Source organism: Acidovorax sp. FG48 (assembly GCF_057809085.1).
The window spans coordinates 1-13,648 of the sequence record NZ_JBMDJH010000031.1 but is presented as its reverse complement, the minus strand read 5'-3'; the positions used below and the strand labels follow the sequence as shown (position 1 = coordinate 13,648).

Here is a 13,648-nt window from a genome sequence, read left to right as displayed (position 1 = left end):
GGTCATGGCCAGGGCCTGATGCTCAAGGCCCAGTCCCTGACGGGGCAACACCGATGTGCCCCGAGCCACTTCAGCGATAGGGGCGCGGCGCCTGGGCGCAGAGCCAGGCTTCGATCTCGTCGGGTGGTAATGGCTTGCCGAACAGATAACCCTGCATCACCGGGCAGCCGTGCGCTTGCAGCCACTGCTGCTGGCCGGTGGTCTCCACCCCCTCGGCCACCACCACCATGCCCAGGCTGTGGGCAATGCTCAGCACCGACACTGTGAGGGCGCGCGCCGTGGCGCTGGTGGTGAGGTCCTGTACAAAAGCCATGTCGAGCTTGAGCTCGCTGATGGGCAGGCGGTGCAGGTAGCTCAGGCTGGAGTAGCCAGTGCCAAAGTCATCAAGCGACAGCTTGAAGCCCTGGTGGTGCAGGGCCTCGATGTTCTGCAGCGTGACGGGCCGAGCATCCATCATCACGCTCTCCGTGATCTCCAGCAGCACATCGCTGGCGCGCAGGCCGTGGCGCTGCAGTGCGTCGCTGATCTCCTGCGCAAACTCCGGCCGGTGAAAGCTGCGGCCCGAGAGGTTGACGGCGACACAAGGCACATCGTGGCCCGCGGCGCGCCAGGCCGCCAGCTGGCGGCAGGCTTCGTCCAGTAGCCACAGGGTCAGCTCGTGGATCAGCCCGGCGTCCTCGGCCACAGGGATGAACTGCGACGGCGGCACCATGCCCCACTGTGGGTGGTTCCAGCGCGCCAACGCCTCCACCCCGTGCAAGGTGCCGGGGGAGCTGCTGAGCACCTGCGGCTGGTAGTGCAGCATGAGGCTGCGGTCTGACAGCGCCTGTTGCAGCGCGCGCTCCAGCGAGGCGCGCTCCTGGGCACGGCGGTTCATCTCGGCGCTGAACAACTGCAGGCTGTGACGGTGGTCGCTCTTGGCCTGGTGCATGGCCTGGTCGGCATGGCGCAGCAGGGTGTCGATGGTGTCCCCATCGTTGGGAAACATCGCAATGCCGAGGCTCGCGTGTGGCACATGGGTCTGCCCAAAAATGTCCAGGGGCTGGGCAATGTCGTGCAGCACGCGCTGAGCGCTTTGCACGGCCTGTTCGGTGGTGCATTCGGAGAGCAGCAGCACAAATTCGTCGCCCGAAAGGCGCGCAATCAGGTCGCGGGCGCGCAGCCCTTGCGTGAGGCGCTGGGCCACCTCGCTCAGCAGCGCATCGCCAGCGGCATGCCCCTGGGTGTCGTTGACCTGTTTGAATCGGTCGAGGTCGAGGAACAGCAGGGCGCCTGTGTGGTTGCCCCGGCGCAGGTCACCCAACGCGCGCTCTGCGCTAGAGCGAAACAGGGCGCGATTGGGCAAGCCCGTGAGTACGTCAAAAAACGCCAGCTGGTGGATGCGCTGGTGCGTGCTGTCGCGCTCAATGGCCAACGCGCACAGGTGCAGGCACACATCGACCAGGCGCTGGTGCAGCGCGTCGGGCGCGCGTGGCTCGCGGAAGTAGAACGCAAAGGTGCCAATCGGCTGGCCCCGGTGGTCGCGGATCGGGCTGGACCAGCAGGCGCGCATTCCGCTCGGGGCAAACAGTTCCCAGTAGTCGGCCCAGAGCGGGTCCGTCGCCATGTTGGTGACCACCACGGGCTCGTTGCGGAACGCCGCGGTGCCGCATGACCCTGCGGTAGGGCCAATGGCCAATCCGTCCAACGCGTTGCTGATGTTGGCAGGCAGGCTGGGCGCTGCCAGCGGATGCACTCTCCCCTGGGCATCCACCGCCAGGATGGTGGCTGTGACCTCGGGCGCGATACGTTCCACCTCGCGGCACACCAGGGCCATCAGCTCGTGCAGGGGCAACTCGTTGACCATCCCCTCCAGCACATGCGTCTGCAGCACCTCGTGCATCTTGGTGAGCGTGATGTCGGTCAGGATCGAGATGCTGCCCCCCGGGCCGCCCGAGCTTTCGTCGGACGCATTGATGACCAGCGACACCCAGCGGGGTTGCCCGGCCTTGCTGTAAAGCAGGGTGTCTCCATGAAAGCGGCCTTGCGTCAGAACATTGCCCCGGATGCTTTCGAGCAAGTCCGGATCGGAGTGGGGGCCCAGCAAGACCTCGCTCAACAGCTTGCCCAGCACTTCGGCGGGCTGGTAGCCAAACAGGCGTGTGAACCCTTCGTTGATATACACCACACGCTTGGAGCTGTTGGTCATCACCACGGCGTTGTCGCTGGCATCCAGCGCCCGGCGGAGGGGCGCGTCTGCCAGTGTGGCAGTCAGAAGTGTGCGGGACGGCGATGTTGGACCCGGAGAGGGGGGCGCGAGGGCGGGCATGTAGATCCCAGAAATCGATGGTTACATGCTAACAAGCGCTCGGGGGCCTGCCAAGCGAGATATGTCCTGCCCGTGCCTCAGCGCCACGCCCCCGATATTCGGCCCGTGGGTACCCTGGCGCGACGGAATATGGCTGCGGTGCGTGGTGGTGCGCCGCAGCAAACCGGTGTTGCTGCTCGGGGCTACCCGGGAGCTCTGGGATAATCCGGCCCCATGAGCGGCAACACCATCGGTACCCTATTCGCAGTCACCAACTTTGGTGAATCCCACGGCCCGGCCATTGGCTGCGTGATTGACGGCTGCCCGCCAGGCATGCCCCTCACCGAGGCCGACATCCAGACCGACCTGGACCGGCGCCGCCCTGGCACCAGCCGCCACGTCACGCAGCGCAACGAGCCCGATGCGGTGGAAATCCTCTCCGGCGTGTACGAGGGCAAGACCACCGGCACCCCCATTGCCCTGCTGATCCGCAACACCGATCAGCGCAGCAAGGACTACAGCAACATCGCCGAGAGCTTCCGTCCGGGCCATGCTGATTACACCTACTGGCACAAGTACGGCATCCGCGACCCGCGCGGCGGCGGCCGGTCTTCCGCCCGCCTGACGGCGCCCACGGTGGCCGCAGGCGCCGTGGCCAAGAAGTGGCTGGCGCAGCAATATGGCGCCGAGTTCCGCGCCTGCATGACCCAGCTGGGCGAACTGCCCATCCCGTTCGAGAGCTGGGACCATGTGCGCAGCAACCCCTTCTTCGCCCCCGTGGCCGACGTGCAGCAGTACGAGGACTACATGGACGCCCTGCGCAAGGCCGGTGACTCCTGCGGGGCCCGCATCCGCGTGCAGGCCACGGGCGTGCCGGTGGGGCTGGGTGAGCCGCTGTATGACAAGCTCGACGCCGACATTGCCCACGCGATGATGGGCCTGAATGCCGTGAAGGGCGTGGAGATTGGTGCTGGCTTTGCCAGCGTGGCCCACCGGGGCACCATGCATGGCGACTCGATGACGCCGCAGGGCTTCCGCACCAACAACGCCGGCGGTGTGCTGGGCGGTATCAGCACCGGGCAGGATCTGGAGGTGAGCATCGCCATCAAGCCCACCAGCTCCATCATCAGCCCGCGCGAGTCCATCGACATCCATGGCAAGAGCACCGAAGTGATCACCAAGGGCCGCCACGACCCCTGTGTGGGCATCCGGGCCGCGCCGATCGCCGAAGCGCTGCTGGCGCTGGTGGTGATGGAGCACGCACTGCGCCACCGCGCCCAGTGTGGCGACGTGGTGCCGCCTGTGCCGCCCATCCAGGCCTCGTTTCTGTAACACCAACTCCCACCGTCCCAGGGGCGGTGCCTCTGTATGAGCAACCGCTTGTTCCGGGCCTTCCGTCGCCGGGCGTTGGCCGCCTTGGCCGTGCCGCTGTGGCTGGCTGGCTGTGGTGGCATGACACCCATCTCGCCCACCGCCCCTGCGGCGGGCAGCGCGCCGGCCCACATCGACATCACCCTCATCGGCTTCAACGACCTGCACGGCAACCTGGAGCCGCCCCACATGGCGCACCGGGTGCAAGGGCCCACAGGCCCGGTGCTGGCGCCTGCCGGGGGCATGGCCTACTTCGCCAGCGCCATGGCTGCCCTCAAGGCCCAGTCGCCGCACCATGCGGTCGTGTCAGCGGGTGACATGGTGGGCGCCTCGCCGCTGGTGTCGTCGCTGTTCCTGGACGAACCCACCATCGAAGCGGTCAACCGCATGCAGATCGACTTCAATGCGGTCGGCAACCACGAGTTTGACCGGGGCTGGCGCGAGCTGCTGCGCCTGCAGAACGGCGGCTGCGAAAAATTCACCTCGCGCGAGCCCTGCCGCATCAGCAAACCGTTCGAGGGTGCAAAGTTCGGCCTGCTGGCCGCCAACACGCTGCGCGAGGACGGCCGTACCCTGTTGCCCGCCACGGGGCTCAAGCGGTTCACCGAACGCGGTGTCACCGTCACCATGGGGTTTATCGGTCTCACGCTGCAGGCCACACCCACCATGGTCAGCCCGTCGGGCGTGGCCGGGCTGCGGTTTGAGGACGAAGCGGCCACGGCCAATGCGCTGATTCCGCAGCTCAAGGCCCAGGGCGCCGATGTGATCGTGGTGGCCATCCATGAAGGTGGTGGCACCACAGCGGGCGTGCAGGAGACCAGCTGCGCAGGCCTGTCGGGCGACATCGTGCCCATCCTGGAGCGCCTGGACCCGGCCGTAGATGTGGTGGTCTCCGGCCACACGCACCAGGCCTATGTGTGCGACTACAGCCGCGTGAACCCGGCCAAACCCTTCTTGCTGACCAGCGCAGGCCAGTACGGCACGCTGCTCACCGACATTCAGCTGCGCGTGGACACGCAGACCCGCCGCGTGGTCCGTAAAACGGCGCGCAATGTGGTGGTGCAAGGCGAGGCCTTCACGGGCGCCCAGGGGCCTGTGCCGCTGACCACTGCCGTGCCGACGTTTCCTGCGGACCCTGGCGTGCAGAAGATCATCGATACCTACCGCGCCGCCGCCATTCCGCTGGCCCAGCGCCCGGTGGGCCAGGCCCAGGGGGCCATGCGCCGCCAGCCCAATGCGGCTTTGGAGAGCGTATTGGGTAATTTGGTGGCAGACGCACAGCTGCTGGCCACGCGGGCGCCCGAAGATGGTGGCGCGCAGTTGTCGTTCATGAACCCGGGCGGCCTGCGTGCGGACCTGGTGCCGGATGAACAAGGGCTGGTGCGTTACGGCCAGCTGTATGCCGTACAACCTTTTGGCAACCAGCTGGTGATCAAGACCTTCACGGGTGCGCAGATCCGCGCCGTGCTGGAGCAGCAGTTCGCCAGCGGCGGCAACACGGTGCAGCGGCCCCGGGTGCTGTCGGTGTCCAGCGGCTTCAGCTACCGCTACGACCTGAGCCAGCCCGCCGGTGCGCGCATCAGCCACATGGTGCTGAACGGTGCGCCGGTGACCGATACGCAGTCAGTGCGTGTGGTGATGAGCAGCTTTCTGGACAGCGGAGGTGACAACTTCACGGTGCTGACGCAGGGCCAGGACCGGCGCGTGGGCGAGCTGGACCTGGATGCGCTCGAGGCGTACTTCCGGCTGCAGAGCCCGGTGGCACCACCCGCTACCCACCGCATCACCCGCGTTGCGCCTGCCGCGCGCTGAGGAGCACCAAAGGCGTTGGGTGCTTGCTGGGTGGGGGAGTCCGCCGCTTAGTCGGCTGTGCGGCGCAGCGCGCCCAGCCATTGCAGCGGGTTGAAGCCGGTGACCAGCCCGGTCGCCACCAGCACCAGCGCGCCGCCCCAGAGCATGCCCGGCCCCAGGGCCTCACCCAGAAAGATATGGCCCCAGGCCACACCAAACAGCGGGATCATGAAAGCCGAACTCATGGCGGCTACCGGGGATACCTGTGTCAATACCCGCAGGTTGAGCCAATAGGCCAGCCCCGAGGTCACCACCCCCATCACGGCCACTGCGGCCAGTGCCCCTGGGGTGAAGTGTGCGGCGGGCAGGGTCCATGCAGCGCCCGGTAGCAACAGCACCAGCGCTGCGGCGTGGATGCCTGCTGCTATGGACAGCGGTGACATGCGCTGTGTCGCACGCTTCATCCAGGTGGTGGAGATCCCGTAGCAAGCCGAAGCCGTCACGCAGGCTGCAGCAGCAGTCAGCAGCGCGGGCGTGGGTTCCACGGGCCCCAGCTGCACGATCAGCGCCACCCCCGCAAAGCCGCAGAGGCAGCCTGCCCATTTGCGTGCGCTCAGCGTGTCCTCCTTCATCCATGCGGCGGCAATCACCCCAAACGGCACGGCCATGGTGTTGAGCAGCGAGCTGTAGCCCGCTGGCAGGTGCAGGGCCGCCCAGGCGTACAGCAGAAAAGGCGCTGCCACCGTCAGCGTGCCCAGCCCCAGCAGCTCTCGCCAATGGCGCCAGGGCCAGGGCTCACCCGCCCAGCGCATGATGCCCATCAGCGTGAGCGTGGCCAGGCCAATGCGCAGCGCGGCCATCACATTGGGGCCCAGCACCGGACTGGCGACGCGAATGAAAAGAAAGGAAGCGCCCCACAGGGAAGACAGCAGCACCAGCTGCAGGAAATGGCGGGTTTTCACCGCGCGCATTGTCAGGCACCTTCGTGGTGCTTGCAGGGGAGTTATGAAGCCGTTTTGACGAAAAAACCGCCTGAAGCGCTAGTGCATCATGCCGTGATAGCTATCAAATTAATAGCGGTTGCAAAGTAGCTTGCGCGACATGCACAGCGGGCCGGTGGCTGCAGAACCGCATCGCACAGACCAGGTAGCCGCGTGGGGCTCGGGACGGGAAACGGCAGGCGTCACCGCGAGGGCTGGTCCAACATGCGCGTGCTACTTGCGCACTTCATCGACCATGGCACGGAAGTCGTCGATGTCTTCAAAGCTGCGGTACACACTGGCAAAGCGGATGTAGGCCACCTTGTCGAGCTTCTTGAGTTCGCGCATCACCAGCTCGCCAATGCGGCTGGAGATCACTTCACGCTGACCCAGGTTGAGCAGCTTTTCTTCGATGCGTTCGATGGCGCTGTCGATCTGGTCGGTGCTCACGGGCCGCTTGCGCAATGCCAGGTTGAACGAGCCCAGCAGCTTGCTGCGGTCGTATTCAATGCGCCGGCCGTCCTTCTTGACGATGGCCGGGAAGTTCACTTCCGGCCGCTCGTAGGTGGTGAAGCGCTTGTCGCACGCGCCGCACTGGCGGCGGCGGCGGATGAAGACCCCATCCTCAGACACCCGCGTTTCAACGACTTGCGTTTCGAGGTGGCTGCAGAAGGGGCACTTCATGGGCGCTGAGAACCGGCTTGCTTAGCGGTAGACCGGGAAACGTGCGGTCAGGGCGTTGACCTTGGCGCGCACGGCGGCGATGTTGGCTTCGTCGCGAGGGTTGTCCAGCACGTCGGCGATCAGGTTGGCCGTGATGCGGGCTTCTTCTTCCTTGAAGCCGCGCGTAGTCATGGCGGGGGTGCCAATGCGCACGCCGCTGGTCACCATCGGCTTTTCGGGGTCGTTGGGGATGGCGTTCTTGTTGATGGTCATGTGGGCGGCGCCCAGCACGGCCTCGGCTTCCTTGCCGGTGATGCCCTTGGCGCGCAGGTCCACCAGCATCACGTGGCTTTGGGTGCCGCCGGACACGATGCGCAGGCCGCGTGCGGTCAGCGTCTCGGCCACCACCTTGGCGTTCTTGGCCACTTGCTCTTGGTAGGCCTTGAACTCGGGCTGCATCGCTTCCTTGAAGGCCACGGCCTTGGCTGCGATCACGTGCATCAGCGGGCCGCCTTGCAGGCCGGGGAAGATGGCGCTGTTGATGGCTTTCTCGTGTTCTGCCTTCATCAGGATGATGCCGCCACGGGGGCCGCGCAGGCTCTTGTGGGTGGTCGATGTCACCACGTCAGCGTGGGGCACGGGGTTGGGGTACACGCCCGCAGCGATCAGGCCGGCGTAGTGGGCCATGTCCACCATGAAGATCGCGCCAATTTCCTTGGCGACCTTGGCAAAGCGGGCAAAGTCGATGTGCAGGCTGTAAGCAGAGGCACCGGCCACGATCAGCTTGGGCTTGTGTTCGCGGGCCTTGGCTTCCATCGCGTCGTAGTCGATGGCTTCGTTCTTGTCCAGACCGTAGCTGACCACATTGAACCATTTGCCCGACATGTTCAGCGGCATGCCGTGGGTCAGGTGACCGCCTTCGGCCAGGCTCATGCCCATGATGGTGTCACCGGGCTTGAGGAAGGCCAGGAACACGGCTTCGTTGGCCGAAGCGCCGCAGTGGGGCTGCACGTTGGCAGCATCGGCGCCGAAGATCTTCTTCACGCGGTCGATGGCCAGCTGCTCAGCCACGTCCACATGCTCGCAGCCACCGTAGTAGCGCTTGCCGGGGTAGCCTTCGGCGTATTTGTTGGTGAGCTGGGTGCCCTGCGCCCACATCACGGCGGGGGATGCGTAGTTCTCGCTGGCGATCAGCTCGATGTGGTGTTCTTGGCGGGCGTTTTCGGCCTGGATGGCGGCAAACAGCTCGGGGTCGGTTTGTTCGACAAGAATTTTGCGGTCGTACATGATTGGCAGTCCTATGAACTTGTGTCCCTTGAAACAAGGGCTGCCCAGGCGAACGGCTGAACGCACGGGGCAGGGCCCCTGCGGCACGCTTCCCAGTGGTTCACAAGAAGTAGGTTCTTGCTGGTTTCCACGTCAGCGGCTGCATCCAATGGCTGAATGCAGCGCCTATCGCCAGTCGCGTACCCCGTTAGTGTAGCCGACACGGCATTGCTGCTACACCGTCCAATGCGCGGAACGCCGAGGTAGTCGCCGTGGCGCCGGGACGCCGTCCGTTTACAGGCCCGGTGTCAACAACGCCACCTTGTCGCTGACCGCAGCCGGTGCTGGGGTGCGAGGTGCTGCTGCAGGGATGCTCTGCACAGGAGCCTGGGTAGACAGGGAGGGAGGGGGATTGAAGGGCACTGCGCGACCACCGGCCACCTGACGCAGTCGGAAGTGTTCCGCCATCACCTTGGCGGCGTAGCCACCGTCGTCGGCCATGTTGCCCGCGCCCACATAAAAGCGCAGGCCACCTTCGAGCGATCCTGCGCGAGCGATGCACTCTTGCAGCACCTTCACGCCGACCCGCAGGTTGCTCACCGGGTCAAAGGCGGCGAAATGGCCGCCAAAGTTCTGGTACTTGTCGGTGTGCACGCGGGTCATCACCTGCATCAGCCCTTGGGCGCCCACGGCGCTTTCGGCAAACGGGTTGAAGCTGGACTCGATGGCCATGATGGCCAGGATCAGGGTGGGGTCGATCTTGGCGCGGGTGCCAATCTCGTAGGCTTCGGCGACCAGAGCGCTCAGGGGCTCTGGCGCCACACGGTACTTCTTGCTGAGCCAGAAGGCCACGGCAGCCTGCTCCTTGGGCAGGTCTTTGGGGTTCACCGCCGTAGCTCGCTCGCTGGCTTCGGGCTCGATGGGCATGCCCAGCATTTCTACCTGGCGGGCTTGCAGCCAGTTCATCAGTTGCTCTTCACCTGCCTGGCGCAAATCGGGCCGTGCTGTGAGGGCAATGACGACAAAGGCAACGGCCAGGCCGATGAGGGCAAAGCTGTTGTGGGTGATTTCAAGAAAACCTTCGGTCACATCGGCCGCGAAAGTTCGCACGCCGGAGACTATTTTTCCTGACGCTGTCATAGCTCTTCCTTTCTGAGGCGGGCCAGCGGGAGCGGAGCAGTCGCGGTGGACGGTGCTTTGCTGGCAGATCGCCTGGATTGGTACGCCATCAAGTCCGGGCTGCACGTCTGTGGAGTGCTTGGCGCCCTGGATTGACTTAGCCGGGTTCGGCAGCGATTGGGGTTTGTACTAGCCCCGTTTTTGGGGCTGGCGGATTCTAGAAGCTCACTAAATGCATAGTCAATACTAACAGCTCAATATTTAAGACATAAAAATTATGAAAAATCTGTAAAAAATCACAGTTTTTCTGAGCCAAGCGCTGTTTTTCGTTGGGAGCCGCCGTGCAGCTGCTGACATCCGCATGTCAAATTCAATCGGGCTTTTCGCCGCCATTGAGAATCCGATTTGAGTTGGCGAAGCGAGTTTGATAAGGTGGAGGTGCCTGTAGATTTCAGGCATCGCCAGACGAAGCGAAGTCTCCCTCCGAGGGCATTCAGTGCCAAGGTGCAGCAGATGCCGCTTCCATGGCAACCCCTGGAGGCAATACCTTGCCTCCGCGCCATGCGGACCTTTCTCTCCGCATCGCGACCGATGGCAAAGACCGTTGTGTCAGCCGTCAAGCCCGGCGGGCAGGCCCTTCAGGCACTGCTCGTCGGGCTTTCTTATTGGTGCGTCGCCTTGTGCGTGGGCGGCACAGTCTTACATATAGATAATGGGGGCTGTTCCCTAGAGCGGCGACCCTTCGCCCGGATTGCCGGGCGACATCCTCGCCGGGCCTTGCTCCAGATCACCCTGCAGGTGTGGAGGAGGCAAGCCGCTACGGCCTCTGGCCCAATCCGGTGAAAATAGCCCTTTTGTTGCCCTGGCGCGCGCTTGGCGCGGTCGTTCGGGCACGGCTCCGGGCTCTGCGCCCGGGGTGCCTTCGTAATCCATTGGATCCATGTTTCCATTTTTTTCCCGCAGCAAAATGTCCGACGCACCTGAAGTGAATCCGGCCCCGGCCAAAACCCATGAGCCGCATCCGCTCGATGCGCTGACTGGTGGCGCTTTTTCTGCCGCCACATCGGGCGAGCGCGCCTCCCGCATCCGCGACTGGCTGGCCACGCAGCCATCGCCTGAGCAACTGCAAGAGGTGTTCAAGGAGCTGAGCGGGCGCGACAAGGGCGCGGCCCGTGCAGTGCGCGAACGCCTGGACGAAATCCGTCGCGCCAAGGGGCAGGAAGCCATTGCGGCCGAATGGGCTGAAAAAGCCCAGGCCCTGCTGGCGGCCCCCAAGCTCAATATTGCAGATGCCCTGGCCTGGCAGCGGGATGCTGCGAAGGCCGGTGCCCCTTTGTCGCGCGAGCCGTTGTCGCTGCTCAAGGTGCAGCTGGCCGACCGCGTGAAGGTTATCGAAGACCTGCAGCACCGGGTTCAGGTGCAGCGCGAGGCGGCTGTGTTGCTGGCACAGCGCATCGAAGTGCTCTCGACCAAGCCCTGGCGCGATGCGCAGGCTGCGCTCGAACTGCTGCGCGCCGATGTCGCGCGCTGGCAGGAACAGGCCCAGGAGCTGACGGGTGATGCCAGCTGGGCGAGTGTGGAAGCCCGGTTTCCGCCGTTGCTCGATGCCTCGCGCACCCAACTGCTGGTGGTGTGGGAGGCTTTCCAGCCTGCCGTGGCGCAAGCGGCCGCTGCCGCAGAGGATCCTGCTGCACCCCTGCCACCTGTGCCGGTGTGGGCAGACGAACTGCGCGCTGCACGTGGCTTGCCCACTGCCGCTTCTGAGGCGGCCGCCGCTTCTGCCGCTGCCGGCAAACCCGCGCGTGTTGCCAAGCCCAAGGTGGCGCCAGAGGTGATTGAAAAAGCACACCAACTGGTGCGCGATGCCTTGGCCACCCTGGAGAAAGAAACGGCAGAAGGCCACGGCAAGGCCAGTGCTGGTGCTGCCGCTGCGCTGCGCGCCGTGCTCAAGGTGCATGGCAAACACATTGACAACGCCCTGGAGCAACAGGTGCATACCGCACTGGTGGCTGCCGGTGAGCTGGAAGGCTGGCAACGCTGGAGTGCCGACCAGGTGCGTGAGGAGCTGGTGGCCAAGGCCGAGGCGCTGCTCAACCGCCCTGAAGGCCAGGCCCTGGGTGGCCGCAAGATGCAGGAGACCCTGCGCAGCCTGCGTGAGCAATGGAAGCAGGCGGACCAGGGCGGTGCGCCCAACCACGCGCTGTGGAAGAAATTTGACGAGGCCTGCAACGCAGCGCACAAGGTGGTCGAGGCCTGGTTGGACAAGATCCGCGCTGAAGCGGCTGAGCACAAGGCCCAGCGCCTCGCGCTGATCGAAGAGGTCAAGGCCTGGGCGCAGGAGCATGCTGCGTCGGGCGACTGGAAGGCCATCAACCGCGCGTTGTACCAGTTCGGCGACCGCTGGCGCGAAGGCGGCCACGTGGGTGAAAAAATCTTTGCCGAACTTCAGCCCCTGTGGAAGCAGGCAATCGCTCTGGCCGCAGCGCCGCTGGAGGCAGCGCAGAAAGAAAGCCTGGCACGTCGCCACGCAATGATCGAAGAGGCCACAGTACTGGGGGCTGCCCCTTCGCTGCGCATCGATGCCGTCAAGGCGCTGCAGCAGCGCTGGCAGGCTGAGGCCCAGACGGTGCCGCTGGACCGCAAGCACGAACAGAAGTTGTGGGACGCTTTCCGCAAGCCCATTGATGAGGCGTTCAACCGCAAGTCTGCGGACCGCGAGCGCGCTGTCACTGAACTGAGTGCGCGGGACCGCGTGGTGCTGGACGCGTCCAAGGCCCTGGAGGCCGCCAACGCCACCGGTGATGCGCAGCAGATTCGCGCTGCCATGCAGGCGCTGGAAGCCGCTTTGCGCGGCCAGGCCCAGGCGGCGGAAGCGGTTGCCACGGCCAACAAAGACGCTCAGTCGCAGGCTGAAGCGCAGTCGGTTGCGGCACCAGCCGCGGCCGAAGAGGGTGCGGAGGCGGTGGAAGGTGGCGATGCAGCGGCTGCGGCCCCCGCAACGCCTGCTGCACCCAAGCCTGCCGCGCGGCTCGTGGTGGCGGTGCGCGGGGATGACCGCCCCGGCATGAAGAAGGATGCACCGGCGGCTCCTGGCCGGGGTGCTCGACCCGGTGATCGCCGCGATGGCCGTCCTGGCGACCGTGACGGTGCCCGCGGCCCGCGTGCGGATGGCCGTATGGGGGATCGCGGCGACCGGGGAGGCCGCTTTGGTGATCGCCCTGCGTTTGAGGACCGGGGTCCGCGCCTGGGTGACACGGCATTCCGTGCCCAGCGCGAGGCGATGGAGCATGCGCAGCTGGCGCTGAAGAAGCTAGCCGCCCAGGCCCACGGCGAAGCGCTGACGCAGTTGCTGACCGCATGGGAAAAGCGCGATGCTGCGCTGGTCCCCGGCACGCAAGATCTGGGTTCGGGTGTGACGGCATCGGTGCGCAGTGCCTGGACACAGGCATTGTCGGCTGCGCCCAAGGGCGATGCGGCAGAAGCGCTGCTGCGCCTTGAAATGGCGGCCGAGGCTCCAACGCCTGCCGAGCACATTGCTGCGCGGCGGATGTTGCAACTGCAGTTGCTGACGCGCCGTAACGACCCTGCGCCCACCCAGACCTGGGGTCAGGATGTGGCGCGCGTGCTGGCGAGCAATAGCGATGCGGCGAACGCACGCCGTTTGCAGAACGTGCTCAAGACGCTGCTGCGCAAGTAGTTGAAGGGCTGGGGCGCGCGCCGCGGCGCGTGTCCTCAGGGCAGCAGACAGAACGAAAAACGAAACCGCTGGCGGTCTCGTTTTTTTTCTTTGCTTTGATGGTTTGAAAACAAAAAAGCCGTTGCGGATGCAACGGCTTTTTATATGTTTGGTGCCCAGGAGAGGACTCGAACCTCCACGATGTTACTCGCTAGTACCTGAAACTAGTGCGTCTACCAATTCCGCCACCTGGGCTTTCAGATCAGCCTCGAATTATAGGACAAGAAATTCGGGCTTCTGAAGAGTTTTCAAAAAAATGTGCCGTTGGCTCAAAAATCTTTGGCCACAGCAGAGCATGCAAAACATCTCAGCAAATAAAAAAGCCGCTGGGTGTACAGCGGCTTCGATATTTTGAAAACCAACGCTGGTTCTCGTTAAACTTGGTGCCCAGGAGAGGACTCGAACCTCCACGATGTTACTCGCTAGTACCTGAAA

At 64.8% G+C, this 13,648-nt stretch carries 9 protein-coding genes, 1 tRNA gene and 1 riboswitch; of the genes, 3 read left to right on the top strand and 7 right to left on the bottom strand.

What is annotated here, in order from left to right:
* Positions 1-70: 70 nt before the first annotated feature.
* Positions 71-2,308: a sensor domain-containing protein gene (locus ACODSU_RS24195; RefSeq protein WP_488845437.1), complete on the bottom strand. Its 2,238-nt coding sequence runs from the start codon at positions 2,306-2,308 to the stop codon at positions 71-73.
* 213 nt (positions 2,309-2,521) lie between these two features.
* Here ACODSU_RS24195 and aroC point away from each other — a divergent pair, with 213 nt between their 5' ends.
* Both aroC and ACODSU_RS24185 read left to right on the top strand, forming a co-directional pair.
* Positions 2,522-3,619 (top strand): chorismate synthase, encoded by a 1,098-nt coding sequence (gene aroC, locus ACODSU_RS24190; RefSeq protein WP_209820360.1) that lies wholly within the window; start codon positions 2,522-2,524, stop codon positions 3,617-3,619.
* Positions 3,620-3,655: 36 nt separating this feature from the next.
* On the top strand, positions 3,656-5,470 hold the full coding sequence (locus ACODSU_RS24185; RefSeq protein WP_488845435.1) for a bifunctional metallophosphatase/5'-nucleotidase: 1,815 nt from the start codon (positions 3,656-3,658) through the stop codon (positions 5,468-5,470).
* A gap of 47 nt (positions 5,471-5,517) precedes the next feature.
* Here ACODSU_RS24185 and ACODSU_RS24180 read toward each other — a convergent pair whose 3' ends face one another.
* From ACODSU_RS24180 to ACODSU_RS24165, 4 genes are all read right to left on the bottom strand, one after another.
* Entirely contained in the window at positions 5,518-6,420 is a 903-nt protein-coding gene (locus ACODSU_RS24180) for a DMT family transporter (protein ID WP_488845433.1), read from the bottom strand.
* 243 nt (positions 6,421-6,663) lie between these two features.
* Positions 6,664-7,113: a transcriptional regulator NrdR gene (gene nrdR / locus ACODSU_RS24175; protein ID WP_015013541.1), complete on the bottom strand. Its 450-nt coding sequence runs from the start codon at positions 7,111-7,113 to the stop codon at positions 6,664-6,666.
* Positions 7,114-7,134: 21 nt separating this feature from the next.
* Positions 7,135-8,379 carry a serine hydroxymethyltransferase gene (gene glyA / locus ACODSU_RS24170; protein WP_110959082.1) on the bottom strand — a complete coding sequence of 415 codons (1,245 nt, stop codon included), beginning with the start codon at positions 8,377-8,379 and terminating at the stop codon, positions 7,135-7,137.
* A gap of 35 nt (positions 8,380-8,414) precedes the next feature.
* Positions 8,415-8,568: riboswitch (ZMP/ZTP riboswitch) on the bottom strand.
* Between the two features lie 84 nt (positions 8,569-8,652).
* A complete protein-coding gene (locus tag ACODSU_RS24165) occupies positions 8,653-9,498 on the bottom strand; it encodes a lytic transglycosylase domain-containing protein (protein ID WP_060987343.1) in 846 nt (281 codons plus the stop codon).
* Positions 9,499-10,417: 919 nt separating this feature from the next.
* Here ACODSU_RS24165 and ACODSU_RS24160 point away from each other — a divergent pair.
* A complete protein-coding gene (locus ACODSU_RS24160; RefSeq protein ID WP_488845431.1) occupies positions 10,418-13,174 on the top strand; it encodes a DUF349 domain-containing protein in 2,757 nt (918 codons plus the stop codon).
* Positions 13,175-13,323: 149 nt separating this feature from the next.
* Here ACODSU_RS24160 and ACODSU_RS24155 read toward each other — a convergent pair.
* Positions 13,324-13,408 (bottom strand) — tRNA-Leu (locus ACODSU_RS24155).
* 18 nt (positions 13,409-13,426) lie between these two features.
* Positions 13,427-13,648: hypothetical protein (locus ACODSU_RS24150; RefSeq protein ID WP_488845429.1), on the bottom strand; the 222-nt coding region annotated here is incomplete at its 5' end.

Bases quoted from the DNA above. Each gene is read 5' to 3' on its own strand.
- ACODSU_RS24195 (WP_488845437.1), bottom strand. From the start codon at position 2,308: ATGCCCGCCCTCGCGCCCCCCTCTCCGGGTCCAACATCGCCGTCCCGC.
- aroC (WP_209820360.1), top strand. From the start codon at position 2,522: ATGAGCGGCAACACCATCGGTACCCTATTCGCAGTCACCAACTTTGGT.
- ACODSU_RS24185 (WP_488845435.1), top strand. From the start codon at position 3,656: ATGAGCAACCGCTTGTTCCGGGCCTTCCGTCGCCGGGCGTTGGCCGCC.
- ACODSU_RS24180 (WP_488845433.1), bottom strand. From the start codon at position 6,420: ATGCGCGCGGTGAAAACCCGCCATTTCCTGCAGCTGGTGCTGCTGTCT.
- nrdR (WP_015013541.1), bottom strand. From the start codon at position 7,113: ATGAAGTGCCCCTTCTGCAGCCACCTCGAAACGCAAGTCGTTGAAACG.
- glyA (WP_110959082.1), bottom strand. From the start codon at position 8,379: ATGTACGACCGCAAAATTCTTGTCGAACAAACCGACCCCGAGCTGTTT.
- ACODSU_RS24165 (WP_060987343.1), bottom strand. From the start codon at position 9,498: ATGACAGCGTCAGGAAAAATAGTCTCCGGCGTGCGAACTTTCGCGGCC.
- ACODSU_RS24160 (WP_488845431.1), top strand. From the start codon at position 10,418: ATGTTTCCATTTTTTTCCCGCAGCAAAATGTCCGACGCACCTGAAGTG.